Raw genomic sequence first — 16,250 nt, 5'->3', positions numbered from 1 at the left:
CATCTTTTTCCCATAAACCTGTTGACATTATTCCTTTCATAGTTAATACCTTTGTCATTATGAACATCAAGCTCATCGCCATAGGAAAGACCGATCATCAGGCAATCAAAGATTTACAGGAGCTATACAGTAAAAGACTGGGGCACTATGTCAATTTTAGCCAGGTGATGATCCCGGACATAAAGAATACCAAAAAACTTTCTGAAGAACAACAAAAGGTCAAAGAAGGTGAACTTATCTTAAAGGAGGTGCAACCCACCGACAAAATGGTTCTCCTCGATGAAAAGGGCAAAGAATTCACTTCAGAGCAATTCTCTGCCTACCTGCAGAAGGAGATGAATTCAGGCCTCAAACAACTGGTCTTCGTCATCGGAGGACCCTATGGTTTTTCTGACGAGGTTTATAAAAAGGCATTGGCCCGTATCGCTCTGAGCAAAATGACCTTCTCCCACCAAATGATCCGTGCGTTCTTTACCGAGCAACTTTACAGAGCGTTCACCATTTTGCGAAACGAACCGTATCACCACCGATAAAAAACACCTGCGCTATGAAACTGGTATTCGCCACTCACAATCAAAATAAATTAAAGGAAGTTCAAGCCTTACTCCCAAAATACATAGAGATCCTGAGCCTTGACGATATAGGCTGCACAGAAGACATCCCTGAAGAGGAAGACACCATTGCGGGCAATGCCATGGCCAAGGCAAACTACGTAAAACAACACTACGGCTACGACTGCTTTGCAGACGATACCGGTCTGGAGGTAAGTGCCCTCGGCGGTGCTCCAGGCGTATATTCGGCTCGTTATGCAGGCCCTCAGAAGAACGATCAGGACAATGTGAACAAGCTACTCGACGAACTCAAAGACCACCATGATCGCAGTGCGCGTTTTAAAACCGTTATCGCCCTGAACCTGGATCGGGAAAAGATCTTGTTCCTGGGAATTGCCGAGGGTGCGATCACTACAAAACCGCAGGGAGACAACGGCTTTGGCTATGATCCCGTTTTCCAGCCCGAAGGCTACCAGGAAACTTTTGCAGAGCTGCCTCTCTCCGAAAAGAACAAAATAAGCCACAGGGCCAAGGCCATGAAAGCACTTATCGAGTATTTCAAGTAAGGACATTCTCCACGGCAAGAACACAAGGGAAAAAGGCTGCAGCCCCCGAATGCCCTAACACACTCATTCCCAGACGGATTTAAATGGAATTTAATTCTGATTTTCAGGCTATTATCCATTTTTAAAGACTACCTTTGCGGGCAATTTTAAATTACCGTATGAATAAATTTGAACAATTAGGACTGAACGAAGCGCTTTTAAACGCTGTAGCCGATATGGGTTTTGAGACCCCCTCTGAAGTACAGGAGAAGGCTATCCCGGTCCTTTTAGCGCAGGATACCGACATGGTAGCCCTGGCCCAGACCGGAACCGGAAAAACAGCAGCTTTCGGATTTCCTATGATCCAAAAGATCGATGTTCACAGTAAGAGAACGCAGGGACTTATTCTTTCTCCCACAAGGGAACTATGCCTGCAGATCACACAAGAACTAAAACAGTATTCCAAATACGAACACCAATTACGCGTTGCCGCTATTTATGGTGGTGCGAGTATTACGGCTCAAGCCTCTGAAATTAAAAGAGGCGCGCAGATCATCGTAGCCACTCCCGGCCGAATGAAAGACATGATCAGTCGCGGTATGGTGGATATCACCAATATCGATTACTGTGTGTTAGACGAGGCAGATGAGATGCTGAATATGGGATTCTATGAGGATATCACCGATATTCTCTCGAATACGCCTAAGGAAAAGTCAACCTGGTTATTTTCGGCTACCATGCCTAAAGAGGTATCCAGGATCGCAAAGAAATTCATGGCAGATCCAGTTGAGATCACCGTAGGAACCAAAAACTCAGGATCTCAAAACGTACAACACGAATACTACCTGGTATCAGGACGTGACCGCTACTCGGCACTTAAAAGGCTGGCCGACGCCAATCCGGACATCTTTTCTGTAGTATTCTGTCGCACAAAGAGAGATACCCAAAAGATCGCAGAAAAACTTATTGAAGACGGGTACAACGCCGGAGCACTTCACGGTGACTTAAGTCAGAATCAGCGCGATATGGTGATGAAGGCATTTCGTACCAACCAGATCCAGATGCTCGTAGCTACCGATGTGGCAGCCCGGGGGATCGATGTTGACGATGTAACTCACGTGATCAACTACCAGTTACCGGATGAGATCGAAACCTATACCCACAGAAGTGGTAGAACAGGACGTGCCGGTAAATCGGGAATCTCTATGGTGATCATCACCAAGAGCGAACTGAGAAAGATCAAGGGGATCGAAAGGATCATCCAGCAGGAGTTTGACGCCAAGAAGATCCCGAATGCCGAGGAGATCTGCGAAATACAACTTTATCACCTGGCGAGCAAGATCAAAGACACCGAAGTAAATGCAGAGGTTGAAGGATACCTTCCTGCCGTTATGGATGTATTAGAAGGACTTGATCGCGAAGACCTGATCAAGAGAATGGTTTCTGTAGAATTCAGCCGTTTTGCAAATTACTACAACAAAACCCAGGACCTTAATCAGCCTTCAGCAAGCAGCGAAGCATCATCAGGTGAAGGAAGCACCAGATACTTTATCAATGTTGGTTCCAAAGATGGTTATGACTGGAAAACCCTTAAGGACTTCCTTCGTGAACAGACCGGATTAGATCGGGACGATATCTACAGGGTAGATGTTAAAGAAAGTTTTTCTTTCTTCAATTCTGATGCAGCTCATACAGAAGCGATCCTACAACTGTTCTCTGAATTCAAAATGGACGGTCGCTTTATCAACGTTGAGATCTCCAGCAATGCCGGAGGTGGCGGCCGTGGAGGTAGTCGTGGTGGTAACCGCGGCGGCGGATTTAAAGGTGGAAGAAAACGCAGCTTTGGAGATAGTGATAAACGCTCTAAAGGAGCTTTCTCAGGAAAGCGCCGATCTTTCGATGGAAAAAAATCCAAAGGACATTCAACATCGGCAAAAAAAAGCCATAGAAAAGGCCCAAAGCCCAAGTGGTAATAGTTTCACTGCTATTAAATACTTAAAGTACTCTTAAAGCTCCCCCAATTTTAGGGGAGTTTCTTACATTTAGGCACCTTAAGAAAGCCTGCACAATAGAAATTCCGAATTGTCATTGGGTGTTTCCGTTGGGCATGGCTTTCTTTTTTTTATTTTAGTAGCGCATATGCACTATCTCTTGAGAACCCAAATAAAACCTGACACAGGTGCCCGTGTAAACCAGTACTCCATGAAAAGAATTCTTCTCATATTATCCTTATTTACCTTTGGCGTTACCCTAGCCCAAAATCCCGAGACCCTGAAAGGTACGGTGGTTAATGCCGAGAACGGAGTACCCCTGACCAATGTGCACGTAGTTAATCTCAACCAGGTGGTTGGTACCATCACCAATGAGGGAGGTACCTTTGAGATCTCTGCACAGGCTAATGATACGCTGTATTTTTCGTTCATCGGATTCAAGACCATTCAGGTAAGGGTCACCAACGACATGCTGAAGTTTCAGAATACCGAAGTACAACTTACCGAACTGGCTTATGCCCTTGAACAGGTTGTCGTAAGTCCGTTCCAACTTACAGGATACCTCGAGATCGACTCCAAGAATATCCCGGTAAACACTTCGCGCCGCTATAGTATCTCAGGTCTTGAACTTGGCTATGAAGCCGGAGATAATAACCCCGGAGCCTTTGCCCGGGCCATGGGATCCATCTTTAATCCTGCAGACCTGCTGTACAATCTCTTTGGCAACAAACCCAAACAGATGCGTAAGCTGCGCAAGATGAAAGAAGACGACGAGATCCGTAACTTACTGGCCTCTAAATTCGACAGGCAAACCCTTGCCGCCCTGCTGCAGGTAGAAACCAGCGAGATCGAAGACATTCTAAGAAATTGCAGTTATTCGGATAATTTTATTCAAACCGCGAACGACCTTCAGATCCTGGATGCCATAAGCCAGTGTTATGAAGAGTACAAAGTGCTCAACAGAAACAATTAAAAGCTTTAAGCTTATACATTAAATACGATCTTCGATATGAATTTCAAATACCTAACCCTCGCCTTATTAACCGCATTACAATTGAGCTGTAAGTCTGAACAGAAAGAACAACCCGAAATGATCGCACAGGAAACACCCTTTATGTGGGAAGCTTCGAACGTGTACTTCATGCTCACCGATCGCTTTAACAATGGCGATACGACAAACGACACCAATTTTGACCGTAACCTGAAAACCGGTCCGGCCCGCGGATTCGAAGGGGGCGATCTTAAAGGGATCATCCAGAAACTGGAAGAGGGATACTTTGAAGACCTGGGGATCAATGTACTCTGGTTCACCCCGGTGGTAGAGCAAATTCACGGTATCGTAGATGAAGGTACCGGGCCCACTTACGCCTACCACGGCTATTGGGCTAAAGACTGGACCACCCTTGATCCCAACTTCGGTACAGAAGAAGACCTGGAACAACTCATTGCCCTGGCGCACAGTAAAGGCATCAGAGTACTGCTGGACGTCGTGGTTAACCACACCGGTCCGGTAACCGATAAGGACCCTGTATATGGCAACGATTGGGTACGCACCGGACCTGCCTGTAAATACCAGGATTATGAAAGTACCACCAGCTGTACCCTGGTTGAAAACCTCCCGGATGTGCTCACCGATAAGGACGAAGCAGTTACCCTCCCGAAGGTATTACTTGAAAAATGGGAACAGGAAGGTCGCCTCGATCAGGAGGTTGCCGAACTGGACACCTTCTTTAACGAAACGGGACTGCCAAGAGCTCCGAGATTCTACATCATGAAATGGCTTACCGATATGGTCAAAGCCTATGGCGTAGATGGTTTTAGAGTAGATACAGCCAAACACACCGAAGCCAGCATCTGGCAGGAACTCTACGACCTGGCAGCACCGGCCTTTGAAACCTGGAAACAAAACAACCCTGAACAGGTACTGGACAACACCCCATTCTTTATGGTAGGTGAAGTGTACAACTACAATATTTCTGCAGGGCGCTGGTTCGACTATGGCGATAAGAAAGTTGATTTCTTTGCCAACGGATTCAAAAGCCTTATCAATTTTGAATTTAAAAGTGACGCCCGCAAAGCGTACGAAGCCCTGTTTTCAAAATACGACACCCTGCTTACCACTGCGCTAAAAGGCAAAAGTGTGCTTAACTATGTGTCTTCTCACGACGACGGCGGCCCTTTTGATCCGGAACGAAAGAAGCCCTATGAAACAGCGAACAAGCTGTTACTTACTCCCGGAGCCTCACAGGTATACTACGGCGATGAAACCTCCAGAATACTAAAAGTCCGGGATGCTCAAGGCGATGCCAACCTTCGCTCTTTCATGAACTGGGAAGAGCTTGCCAATAACGCAGAAATACAAAAGATCAACGACCATTGGAAGAAGCTGGGAACCTTTCGAAGAGACCACCCGGCTGTTGGGGTGGGAAGACATGAAATGTTGTCAAAGGCACCTTACGTATTCGCAAGAAGCTTGAATACAACAGACTTTTCAGAAAGCGTAGTCATAGGATTAGACCTCCAACCCGGAGAAAAGACCTTAACCGTAGGAGCTCATTTTGAAGAGGGAAGTACCGTGACCGATCACTATTCCGGAAATACCACCACGGTAAAGAACGGAGCCGTTACGCTTAACACTCCCTTCGACACCGTATTACTCTATTGATCAGGAATTTGAATGAAGGGCAATTCGATTCCCTTCACTATCCATAAACACCCCCATGTAACCGTAGTTTTCGGAGATCATGGTTTTTGGAACCATCACCTTACCACCGGCCTTTTCTACCTTAGAAAGGGCCTTTTCTATATCCGGGCTACTCAAATAAATAAGCACCCCTTTTTCGCTGGGAACATAACTCTCATATTTCATCAGGGAACCAAGAGGCTCCCCCTGACCACCGGCAGGCATGAACCACCCCATTTGCAGACCATTAACGTCTTGTATCTCTACCGGGATCTCCAGAACTTCACGGTAAAAGCCACAGGCCCTCTCCATATCGTTAACGGGAATTTCAAACCAGGCGATCATACCATCTGTTTTTCAAGGTGTAATTTTAATTTTCTGAGTCCGTATTCAAAATCCTGCCCCAAGTGCTTTTCCATATTCATAAACAACATAAAGATTCGCATGGGAAACTTGTTCTCACCTGAAAATCCCCAGGTGATCTCACTACTTTCAGCACCCATCTTTTCCACCTTGATATAGGCATCAGATTCTGACCGAAAGGGTTTGAAGAACCTGAGATGTGTCTCCATGAGCTCACCATCAATGATGCGGGTGATCTCCTGCTCTCCCTCCCCTACTTCTTTATTCCCTTTCCAGGTACTTACAGCACCAACTTCCCCATCGGTTCCGTGAAACTCCTTGACCATATTGGGATCCTTATCGGCCCAGGGAGACCATAATTCCTGATTTCCGAGACATTTTAAAAAGGGAAATATTTCTTCTGAAGATCTGTCCACCACAATGCTGCGGCAGATGTGATAGGATCGCGGTGCGAGAAAATTCAAAACAAGCACAGCTGATAGCAAGATCAGCAGCACGTAGAGCGCAATCTGCATAATTTGTTGGTTTGGTGGGACCTAAATGTATAAAAAAATTAGCAGCAGATCATATAGATCCCGGAAAACGGGATAAAATTTCGTCAACGCTTCGAACCGACTTCCGGGTCCAGTCCAATCGCTTATCAAATTGCTCCTCCTCGCTTAATGCCCAGGGGATGTCTGAAGCCCTCAGGCGAGTGGTGATATGTTGTAAGATGATGGCTGCAGAAACGGAAATATTCAGGCTTTCTGTGAATCCGTACATGGGGATACGCAACCGCTCATCGGCCTGAGACAATACGGTTTCACTAAGTCCGTCTCTTTCGGTCCCGAAAAAGAAGGCAGAGGGAGTCTCGATATCCAGGTCGAAGAGATCACAGGTAGGTTCATGGGGCGTGGTGGCTACAATGCGATACCCTTCTTCCCTGAGTTTGGCAATGCATGCATCTGTAGTTTCGTATCGATGCACATCGACCCATTTCTGAGCCCCCATTGCGATGTTCTTATCCAGACGCTTGCCGTATCTTTCTTCGATCACATGAGCGTCTTGTATGCCAAAAATATCGCAACTGCGAATAACAGCACTGGTATTGTGAACTTGAAAAATATCTTCAATCGCTACCGTAAAATAGCGGGTACGGTATTTCAGGATCTCCTCAAAGCGCTGTTTGCGCTCCGGCGTAATAAAGCCTTCAAGATATTGCAGTAATTCGCGGGACATAAAGGTAGCTTTGAGGGCTAAACTTAGTAAATTTATGGGAATCGGGAATAGAGAGATGAGAGTCGGGAATCAGGGAACAGGGAAATGGGGAAACAGGGAGTTGGTCCAGGTACCGAGAACTGTAAACTGTAAACTGTAGACTGTAAACGGATAGTCGGGAATCGAGAATAATGAATTGGGCCTTCCCTTTAACCCTTTACCTTTTCACCCTTCGTAGCTTTAGCGAAGAAGGGCTTCACCCCTTTACCTCTTCCCCTAATTGCCTATTTTAGCATAACCCTTAAACATTGGCAACATGAAAAAACTTGTGGTACTTACCGGAGCCGGAATGAGCGCAGAGAGCGGATTAAAAACCTTCAGGGATGCCGACGGTCTATGGGAGGGGCATGATGTCATGAAGGTAGCTTCCCCTCAGGGATGGCAAAGAGACAGGGACCTCGTTCTTGAGTTCTACAACCAGCGCAGGCGGCAGCTACTGGAAGCCTCTCCCAATAAAGCCCATGAGGCCATTGCTGCAGCCGAAACCCATTTTGAGATCACGGTGATCACCCAGAATATTGATGACCTTCATGAAAGGGCGGGCAGCACCAATGTACTCCACTTGCATGGAGAACTGTTCAAAGTAAGAAGCACCGGCGATCCGGATCTCGTATATCCTTGGAAAAAAGACCTTCATCCGGGTGATCTTTGCGAAAAGAAACACCAGTTAAGGCCCCATATAGTTTGGTTTGGCGAAGATGTCCCCATGATGACCACCGCCATAGAAGAAGTGCTTACCGCCGATCACCTCCTTATTGTAGGCACCAGTATGACGGTATATCCGGCGGCAAGTTTAATGCAATACGCTCGGCCAAAGACTTCTGTTTTCTATGTAGATCCCAGGCCCGCCCTTAGCGCAGCAGCAAACCGGGATCTGCATATTATCAGTGAAAATGCGACTACCGGGGTGCCTATTGTACTTGAGCGTCTAACTCGTACTTCGCCCTGAGCATTCCAGCCCAGGTATTGAGTGCTTCGATCTGTGCCTCGTCAAGCTTAGCATCCTTATGCATCCAGGTATAGGAATCCAGAGGCATCTCGTGTTCTTCTACCTCTTCGATAAGCTCCTCCATCTTGTGAGCCTTTTTCTTGGCCGAATACTGCGTCCATGCAGAAAAGTTAAGGTGCTCCTTACCTTCCTCCACGTGGTCGGCGATCCAATAAGAAATGGGCGCTACCTCGGCATACCACGGGTAGTTCGTATTATTGGAGTGACAGTCATAACAAGCCTGCTTAAGCACTACAGCAACCTCCATTGGAGGTTTTTCATTCAGGATAAGGTCTGTGGTTGCCACGTTATCGGATGTATTCTTTTCAGGACGAACAAATTGCATCCCTGCCAAAACGATCAAAAGTATAACCAGTACGGTTTTAATTAATTTCATCGGAAGTACTATTTTTAGTACATCAAATGTATATAAAAAATTAAGGTGCAGCTTAAGGAAATTCAAGATCTGTTAAAAAAAACATCGGCCAGGCGTGAGGAGCGGGAGTTTGCCGCAAAGATCATACAGAACAGCCCGGAAGGGTGCGCTACACTAATGAAGGCCATTCTTCAGGGCGATCGCGAAATGCAGATCAAAGGGTGTTGGGTCCTGGAGATCGTATTGTTAAACGATCCCACACTCCTGGAGTCACACGCTAAGCGTTTTATGAACCTCATAGGCAACCTTACCCATGGTTCTGCCATCAGGCCGGTAGCGAAAATTCTGGCTTTCTGGTGCGAAGCCGCATATAGCGGTAAGAACACAGATTATCCGCCATTAGACACCAATGAGCCTGAGCGTATGGCCAAATCCTGTTTTTCATGGATGCTGGAAGATCATCCGGTGGCTGTTAAAGTGTACAGTATGGAAGCGCTTTTTCACCTGGGAAAGGAGATGAGCTGGATACATCCTGAACTCAAAGCCTACCTGTTAAAGCACTACGCCAACCAATCTCCGGGGTTTCAGGCGCGGGCAAAACGCCTCCTGAAAAAATTATGATCTAAGTCTAAAAAGCCTCCACATAACGTCAATTGTAAACCTATAGCCAAAAAACTGGCTCCTGACCTCGATATTTAAGGAAACAGGGTTAAATTTGTGGCTCAAAATCAATCCGAATGCAACTAACTTCATTAAATGCCATCTCTCCTATTGATGGCAGGTACAGAAATAAAGTAGAAAACCTTTCAGGTTATTTTTCTGAAGAAGCCCTTATTCGTTACAGGGTACTGGTAGAGATCGAATATTTTATCGCGTTATGCGAGCTTCCACTTCCTCAACTGGAAGATTTTGATCACTCAAAATTCGAAGCCCTCAGAGCGCTGTACCAGGATTTCAAAAGCGAAGATGCTCAGGCCATTAAAGACATCGAAAAGGTGACCAACCACGACGTTAAGGCTGTTGAATACTTTATCAAAGAGCGTTTTGACGCCTTAGGATTGGCACAATTCAAGGAGTTCATTCACTTTGGACTTACCTCTCAGGATATCAATAACACCTCTATTCCACTCTCTATCAAAGAGGCTGTACACGCGGTTTACCTGCCCAACCTGATCGAGGTGGTACAGAAACTTAAGGACCTTTCGAACCAATGGAAGGATGTAGCCATGCTTGCCAGAACACACGGTCAACCGGCATCACCTACGCGTTTAGGTAAGGAGATCGAGGTATTCATTAAGCGTATCGAAGAGCAACTAAAAGTTCTCGAAGTGATCCCTCACGCTGCCAAGTTCGGCGGGGCAACCGGAAATTACAATGCGCACCAGGTGGCCTATCCAAAAGTAGACTGGAGAACATTCGGGGCCGATTTTGTGGAAGACCGTCTCGGCCTTACCCATTCTTTCCCGACCACCCAGATCGAACACTACGATCATATGGCATCGCTTTTTGATGCGATGAAGCGTATTAACACCATCCTGATCGACCTCGATCGCGATTTCTGGACCTACATCTCTATGGATTATTTCAAGCAAAAGATCAAAAAAGGAGAAGTAGGGTCTTCAGCCATGCCCCATAAGGTCAATCCTATTGACTTTGAAAATTCGGAAGGAAACCTGGGTATTGCCAATGCCATTTTTGAACACCTGGCCTCTAAGCTTCCGGTTTCGAGAATGCAACGTGACCTTACAGACAGTACCGTACTGAGAAATGTGGGTGTACCTTTCGGGCACACGGTTATCGGACTGAAAGCTACGCTTAAAGGACTGGGTAAACTCCTGCTCAACACCGACAAGTTCGATCAGGACCTTGAGAATAACTGGGCTGTGGTTGCTGAAGCGATCCAAACCATTCTTCGCAGGGAAGCCTATCCTAATCCGTATGAGGCATTAAAAGGATTAACACGTACCAACGAAAAGATCAATCAGCAAAGTATTGCGAATTTTATTGACACCTTAGAGGTAAGTGATGCTGTAAAAGAAGAGTTGAAGGGCATAACCCCATCCAACTACACCGGAATATAAGCACACTGCGAACCCCATAAAAAAAGGCGCCGGTATTGTTACCGGCGCCTTTTTGTTTGATTGATGAATGGTAATATATATCTATTGTTGATCGAAAAAGCCTTTTAGTGGTTCCAGACCAGCCCCGTCGAGATTCCCCTTCTGGATCACCTCAACCAACTGCATGATATTCTCCGGACGCATATTTTCTCCAAGCACACGTACCAGGGCGAATCCCATCTTGTCGTCGTTACCATAAAGAATAACCTCATCGATCTCATCGCCGTCAGCGAGGATCTTAACTACTCCCCTGGCCGCTCCGCTGTTTATGCGCATGAGCTCCTCGTATTTATCGTTCTTCAAAATAGCCTGCACCATCTCCTTTTCTCCTTCGAATTCAGCTCCATTCTCCTCATTGAGGCGAAAGGCAAGTACATTGAACTTTCTAAGCGACTCGTAAGCCGACTTTTGTTCGGGAGTAAGGTCGATCTCAGAAACTTTGAGAATGCTTGCAGGGATATCCACACTTATAAAGTTCGGATCTTCTGCGTTCTCCACATAGTACTGTTGCAGTGATGGTGAGGTACTGCAGGATTGGAAGGCCAGAACGGCTATAAACAATCCGATGATGGTCTTAATAGTTTTCATAGTGTTTTATAATAGGGATCCGGCACCCTTCCGGGTACCGGATCCTGGTTTGTTTTACTTATTGTTTTTCTTCTGCTCTGCCTTACCAAGCTGGTCTCCTCCTGGAAGATCCATTTTATTGGTAAGCTTAGAGATCTGGGTAAGGTCGATATCACCGGTTAGTGATAAGAGTACGGTCTCCAGTTTTCTGCCATTTACTTCTACCTCGGCCTCATCGATCCCGGTAACAAACATGAGCAATTCTTCTACATGGTCTGCATCTTTACCTTCTTTAACATAGAATTTCACGTTGGTATCTCCGTCTCTCACTCTCATAAGCTCTTCCATTGAAGAAGACTTCAGGTGGGTAGACACCCAAGTACTGATATCATCAGAGATATTGGCTTTATCGGTGGTAAGCACCTTAAAGCTTTTAATGCTCTTTACCAGTTCGAAGAATTCCTGGGCTTCCGGATCCTGAGCATTTACGCTCATTTTGGCCAGCAGCTGGAACATCTTGGGCTGCATCGTTACAAAAGACACTTCACTACTGTTCTCATACTTATCAAAGATAGACTGCGAGAATCCTGTGAATGGCAATACTGCCAGGGCTAAAACTAAAATTAACTTTTTCATGATCGTTCTTAATGTTTACTCGTTATTCAAAAATTTATTGGTCGTTGTCTCAAATTCTTTCAGGTATTGGATCCCATCGGTTCCTTTATTGAAGTTCTTTGAGAAAATGGCCAGGGCCATTTGTGCCGACTGCAGTTCTTCTGCAGTATACTCCTCTTCAAGAGAAGGTGTTGCCGGCTGTTTTAGAAATACACCTACTAAGAGTACGGCTACCGCAGCAATGGATGCCCACTGTAAATACGATTTGTTTCTTCCAGGTTTTAATGGGACCTCTTTGGTGAACCGTTCTTGTTTGGCGATCTCGAAATACTGGAACATTGGCCTGTATTCTTCCAGGTGAGCAGGAACCTCATCTTGAGTAAAATACTCCTGTAGCCTGTTTTCTTCGGCAATGGTAGTCTCGGCCTCGAGATACTTTTCCAGTAATTTTTCTATGTTTTTAACCGATTCCATAGTTGTGCTTTTTTATTAGTTCTTCTCTTACTGCCTTTCTTGCTCTTGACAGCGCCACTCTGATCGCTGTTTGTTTCATTCCGAGCATTTCGGCAATTTCTTCGTATTCGTATTGTTCAATATCTCTTAACTGTAGTACCATTCGCTGCTGTTCGGGCAGGGTATTTAAAATTTTGGTCATCCAGTTAAGGCTGTCGTTCACTTCAACCTGTCTTTGAAGCGATGTGTTCTCATCCTTGTAATTGCTGTGTACCAGTTTCAGATTATTGGCCTGCTTCGACTTTAGCCGGTCCAGGCAAAAATTCTTCGTCATGGTCATCGCAAAGGCCTCTACATTTTTATAAGAACCTATCTTTTCCTTATTGTTCCACAGTTTAAGGAGGATTTCCTGGGTGGCGTCTTCAGCTTCTTCCGTCGAAACCAGCAGTCGCTTTGACATCCTGAAAAGCTTATCCTTAAAAGGCATCACAATATTTAAAAATTCAGACTGTTTCATTATTGATGGTTAGTTCTAAAACCTCTTAATTATCGGCTTTATACAAGGAAGACGAAGCACATGATATTTTGTTACAAGAAATTTCATTTTAATTAAAATGTAAGTAATATTGTTAGTTGTGCACTAAACACTAAGAATTGATATAAAAAAATGAAAAATTGCTTAAAGAAACTCTCATTCATTGCATTGGCCTTGTTTATCGCAAGCTGTAGCAAGGATGACGACACCAACACCACTACAGAACAACCTGCCGACCCTACGGTAGCGTTAGACAACGAGATCAACGACTTTGTATGGAAGGCCATGAACCACTGGTACTTCTGGCAGGGAGACGTTAGCAGCCTTGATGACAGCAGGGATGATGACCTGAATGACTACTACAGTTACCTTAACGGATTTAGCGATCCGCAAAACCTGTTCAACAGTCTTACCTTTAGTGCCGATGACTTTTCATGGTACATTCCCGATCTCGAGGAACAGCTCAATGCGTTCAGAGGAATTTCTGAATCTTACGGGATCAATCTCGGTTATGTACTCAACGACCCAATGGGGAATTATTTTATCTATGTAACCTATACGGTGCCCGGTTCGCCGGCCGACGCAGCAGGGATCAAAAGAGGCGATCTTATCTACAAGGTCGACGGTACCGTACTTAACGGAGATAACTTCCAGATCCTTAATCGCCTGTTCACCGAGACTAGCATCAATTTGGGAATTGCACAGATCGACAATGGAGAATTTACACCACAAACCGAAGACATTGCCCTTACTGCGGTAGAGATCTCAGAGAACCCGGTGCACTACTGGGATGTGATCGAAGAGGGCGGTTCAAAGATCGGTTATGTGGTTTACAACGGCTTTAGAAGTACCTTCCACAGCGAATTGAATGCTGTTTTCGGAGAGCTTCAGTCTGCCGGTATCAACGAACTTATTCTCGACCTCAGATATAATGGAGGAGGAAGTGTACTTACCTCGGCCCTGCTGGCCAGTATGATCGATGGGGATCGCGGAGCTTTCCAGGACTTGTTCGCCGAACTGCGCTACAACGCCAAACGTAACCAGGATGAAGATCGTCCTGTACTCTTTCCGTTCTTTGACGAAGTATACCTCTATGATAAGGTTACCGGAAATTACCTTTCGGGACAGGAAGAAGTGATGAACAGGCTTACCGGCCTACCCCGATTGATCGTTCTCACTACAGGAAGAACAGCTTCTGCCAGTGAAATGATCATCAACGGACTGCGGCCATTTATGGAGGTGGTGATCATCGGTGATCAGACCACAGGAAAGAACGAAGGTTCCAACACCCTGGTCGATGCCCCCGGCACTAATGCAGACAATGCATGGCTGGACGATGAGAATCGCAATCCGAATCACAATGTAGCCCTGCAGCCCATCACCTTCCAGATCTTTAACGCCAACGGACAAAGTGATTATTCCGACGGATTCTTCCCGGATGTGGAAGCCCTGGAATTTAGAAATGTGGAAAGCATTCTTCCCTTTGGAGATCCTAACGACTACCAGTTAAGAGTAGCATTAGACTACATCCAGGGAATTTCTGCACGTCCCGCGGCAACACCTACCTATGCACCGGAGATGGTAGGACGCCCGAAAGCGCAACCTTTTGAAACCGAAATGTTCATCCTTCCGGGAGAACTCACCCCTCTCAAAGGAGAATAAACCTATAAATTACCCTGAGAGAACGCCCCTTATGCAAGGGGCGTTTTTTGTATATTGTAAGGGCCAAAAATTGAAGCTATGAAGACCATTTTCAGAATCCTTCCTATATTTTTTCTGATATCGATATTTTCCTGCTCCGACCAGGACGACGATATCTTTGTACCCGATCCCAACCTGGAGGTACAGGATTTTATTTGGAAGGGCCTCAACCTCTACTATTATTGGCAGGATGATGTTGCCGATCTTCAGGACGACCGTTTTACCAGCCAGGATGCCTACCAGGAGTTCCTGGGCGGATACCCGAATCCGGAAGACCTCTTCGACCACCTGCTTTCTCCTGAAGACCGCTTTAGTTTTATCACCGATGATTACATCGAGCTCCAGGATGCCCGGGAAGGGAATTTCGATTCGAACGGGATGGCTTTTGGCCTCATTGGCTATAACGACAGCAATAAGGTAAACGGCTATGTGCGTTACGTGCTCCCGGGATCGGATGCCGAGCAAAAAGGCATTACCAGGGGAGACCTCTTTACAGGTGTGAACGGCACCCCACTAAACAGAGACAATTATTTCGACCTGCTCTTCGGGCCGGATTCCAGACAATACATCCTCGATATGGGCGCTTATAACACTGCAAACGAGATCGTAGCTAATGGCGAGACCGTTACCCTGGTCAAAACGCCCACCACCGAGAATCCGGTGTTTATCACAAAGACCATTTCCCTGGCAAATGGCGTTACAGCAGGATACCTGATGTACAACCGTTTTACAGCCAGCTTTGACCGTGAGCTCAACGCGGCTTTTGGCGATCTGAAAAGCCAGGGGGCTACCGAACTCATCCTCGATCTCCGATATAATCCCGGAGGCAGTGTAAACACCTCTGCTAACCTGGCCAGTATGATCACGGGGCAATTCGATAACCAGCTCTTCACCAAATTGCGATATAACAGCAAGATCGAAGCCACCCTGAGTGATGCAGCTACCAACTATAACTTCAGAAACACCCTTTCAGGCCAAGCTATCAACAGCCTTATGCTTACCAGGCTATATGTGATCACTACCGCAAGAACGGCTTCAGCCAGTGAGCTTATTATTAACGGACTTGACCCGTATATCGAAGTCATACAGGTAGGCGATGTGACCACCGGGAAAAATGAAGCTTCGATCACTCTCTACGATTCTCCATCCTTCCGCTTTAACGATGAAGGACTCAATCCCAATCACACCTGGGCCATGCAGCCCCTGGTCTCTAAAAATGAGAACTCCATAGGATTTTCTGATTACACCTCAGGATTTACCCCGGAAGCTCCCCTTAAAGAAGACTTCAGGAACCTGGGCGTACTGGGTAGCACAACAGAACCCCTCCTGGCCAAAGCCCTGCAACAGATCGATCCTTCGATACAGGCTAAATCACCTTACCCAACCCCTCTGGGAGCGGAAGAGCTCTTTGGAAGTGAATGGCACCCCTTACTTAAGAATGATATGTACCTGGATCCGGGACACTAAAAAAAAGCCCGTTCGATCGAACGGGCTTTTTTATTTTA

At 46.0% G+C, this 16,250-nt stretch carries 18 protein-coding genes; 10 read left to right on the top strand and 8 right to left on the bottom strand.

Annotated features, from left to right (window positions below; genetic code table 11):
• The first annotated feature begins 59 nt into the window (after positions 1–59).
• The 5 genes from rlmH (at position 60) to IS446_RS10165 (ending at position 5,752) form a co-directional block, all read left to right on the top strand.
• The gene (rlmH, locus tag IS446_RS10185) at positions 60–533 is read left to right on the top strand and encodes a 23S rRNA (pseudouridine(1915)-N(3))-methyltransferase RlmH (RefSeq protein WP_203060380.1); all 474 of its coding nucleotides are present in this window, start codon (positions 60–62) and stop codon (positions 531–533) included.
• A 14-nt stretch (positions 534–547) separates the two neighbouring features.
• The gene (locus IS446_RS10180) at positions 548–1,117 is read left to right on the top strand and encodes a non-canonical purine NTP diphosphatase (protein WP_203060379.1); all 570 of its coding nucleotides are present in this window, start codon (positions 548–550) and stop codon (positions 1,115–1,117) included.
• Between the two features lie 158 nt (positions 1,118–1,275).
• A complete protein-coding gene (locus tag IS446_RS10175; protein ID WP_203060377.1) occupies positions 1,276–3,069 on the top strand; it encodes a DEAD/DEAH box helicase in 1,794 nt (597 codons plus the stop codon).
• Positions 3,070–3,298: 229 nt separating this feature from the next.
• Positions 3,299–4,060, top strand: a complete 762-nt coding sequence (locus IS446_RS10170) for a carboxypeptidase-like regulatory domain-containing protein (protein WP_203060375.1) — start codon at positions 3,299–3,301, stop codon at positions 4,058–4,060.
• Between the two features lie 36 nt (positions 4,061–4,096).
• Positions 4,097–5,752, top strand: coding sequence for an alpha-amylase family glycosyl hydrolase (locus IS446_RS10165; protein ID WP_203060374.1), 1,656 nt, complete (start codon positions 4,097–4,099; stop codon positions 5,750–5,752).
• Here IS446_RS10165 and IS446_RS10160 read toward each other — a convergent pair whose 3' ends face one another.
• Genes IS446_RS10160 through IS446_RS10150 form a run of 3 tightly spaced genes read right to left on the bottom strand, consistent with a single transcriptional unit; the run spans position 5,753 to position 7,351 of the window.
• Positions 5,753–6,115 carry a VOC family protein gene (locus IS446_RS10160; protein WP_203060372.1) on the bottom strand — a complete coding sequence of 121 codons (363 nt, stop codon included), beginning with the start codon at positions 6,113–6,115 and terminating at the stop codon, positions 5,753–5,755.
• Positions 6,112–6,648 (bottom strand): SRPBCC family protein, encoded by a 537-nt coding sequence (locus tag IS446_RS10155; RefSeq protein ID WP_203060370.1) that lies wholly within the window; start codon positions 6,646–6,648, stop codon positions 6,112–6,114. The genes IS446_RS10160 and IS446_RS10155 overlap by 4 nt, the downstream gene beginning before the upstream one ends.
• 49 nt (positions 6,649–6,697) lie before the next feature.
• A complete protein-coding gene (locus IS446_RS10150) occupies positions 6,698–7,351 on the bottom strand; it encodes a TrmH family RNA methyltransferase (protein WP_203060368.1) in 654 nt (217 codons plus the stop codon).
• 295 nt (positions 7,352–7,646) lie between these two features.
• Here IS446_RS10150 and IS446_RS10145 point away from each other — a divergent pair, with 295 nt between their 5' ends.
• Positions 7,647–8,339, top strand: a complete 693-nt coding sequence (locus IS446_RS10145) for an SIR2 family NAD-dependent protein deacylase (RefSeq protein ID WP_203060367.1) — start codon at positions 7,647–7,649, stop codon at positions 8,337–8,339.
• On the opposite strand, the gene IS446_RS10140 is transcribed toward IS446_RS10145, so the two are convergent.
• Positions 8,302–8,775: a heme-binding domain-containing protein gene (locus IS446_RS10140; RefSeq protein ID WP_203060365.1), complete on the bottom strand. Its 474-nt coding sequence runs from the start codon at positions 8,773–8,775 to the stop codon at positions 8,302–8,304. The two genes, IS446_RS10145 and IS446_RS10140, sit on opposite strands and share 38 nt — an antisense overlap.
• 45 nt (positions 8,776–8,820) lie before the next feature.
• On the opposite strand from IS446_RS10140, the gene IS446_RS10135 reads away from it, so the two are divergent.
• Complete coding sequence (locus IS446_RS10135) at positions 8,821–9,375, top strand: hypothetical protein (RefSeq protein ID WP_203060363.1); 555 nt, start codon at positions 8,821–8,823, stop codon at positions 9,373–9,375.
• A 116-nt stretch (positions 9,376–9,491) separates the two neighbouring features.
• Positions 9,492–10,835, top strand: a complete 1,344-nt coding sequence (gene purB / locus IS446_RS10130) for an adenylosuccinate lyase (protein ID WP_203060361.1) — start codon at positions 9,492–9,494, stop codon at positions 10,833–10,835.
• Positions 10,836–10,916: 81 nt separating this feature from the next.
• Here the strand turns inward: purB and IS446_RS10125 are convergent, their stop codons facing one another.
• From IS446_RS10125 to IS446_RS10110, 4 genes are read right to left on the bottom strand one after another with little or no spacing between them, the layout of a single operon-like run.
• Entirely contained in the window at positions 10,917–11,462 is a 546-nt protein-coding gene (locus tag IS446_RS10125) for a DUF4252 domain-containing protein (protein WP_203060360.1), read from the bottom strand.
• 54 nt (positions 11,463–11,516) lie between these two features.
• Complete coding sequence (locus IS446_RS10120; protein WP_203060358.1) at positions 11,517–12,077, bottom strand: DUF4252 domain-containing protein; 561 nt, start codon at positions 12,075–12,077, stop codon at positions 11,517–11,519.
• A gap of 15 nt (positions 12,078–12,092) precedes the next feature.
• Positions 12,093–12,530: a hypothetical protein gene (locus IS446_RS10115; protein WP_203060356.1), complete on the bottom strand. Its 438-nt coding sequence runs from the start codon at positions 12,528–12,530 to the stop codon at positions 12,093–12,095.
• Positions 12,517–13,026, bottom strand: a complete 510-nt coding sequence (locus IS446_RS10110; RefSeq protein WP_203060354.1) for an RNA polymerase sigma factor — start codon at positions 13,024–13,026, stop codon at positions 12,517–12,519. Before IS446_RS10110 ends, IS446_RS10115 begins: the two co-directional genes overlap by 14 nt.
• Before the next feature lie 150 nt (positions 13,027–13,176).
• On the opposite strand from IS446_RS10110, the gene IS446_RS10105 reads away from it, so the two are divergent.
• Positions 13,177–14,706, top strand: coding sequence for a S41 family peptidase (locus tag IS446_RS10105; protein WP_203060352.1), 1,530 nt, complete (start codon positions 13,177–13,179; stop codon positions 14,704–14,706).
• A 78-nt stretch (positions 14,707–14,784) separates the two neighbouring features.
• A complete protein-coding gene (locus tag IS446_RS10100; RefSeq protein ID WP_203060350.1) occupies positions 14,785–16,212 on the top strand; it encodes a S41 family peptidase in 1,428 nt (475 codons plus the stop codon).
• Positions 16,213–16,250 lie beyond the last annotated feature (38 nt).

It is taken from the genome of Robertkochia sediminum (assembly GCF_016786255.1).
In the GTDB taxonomy this organism is placed as follows: domain Bacteria; phylum Bacteroidota; class Bacteroidia; order Flavobacteriales; family Flavobacteriaceae; genus Robertkochia; species Robertkochia sediminum.
The sequence above is the reverse complement of the archived record's forward strand: the minus strand, read 5'-3'. Positions and strand labels throughout refer to the sequence as shown.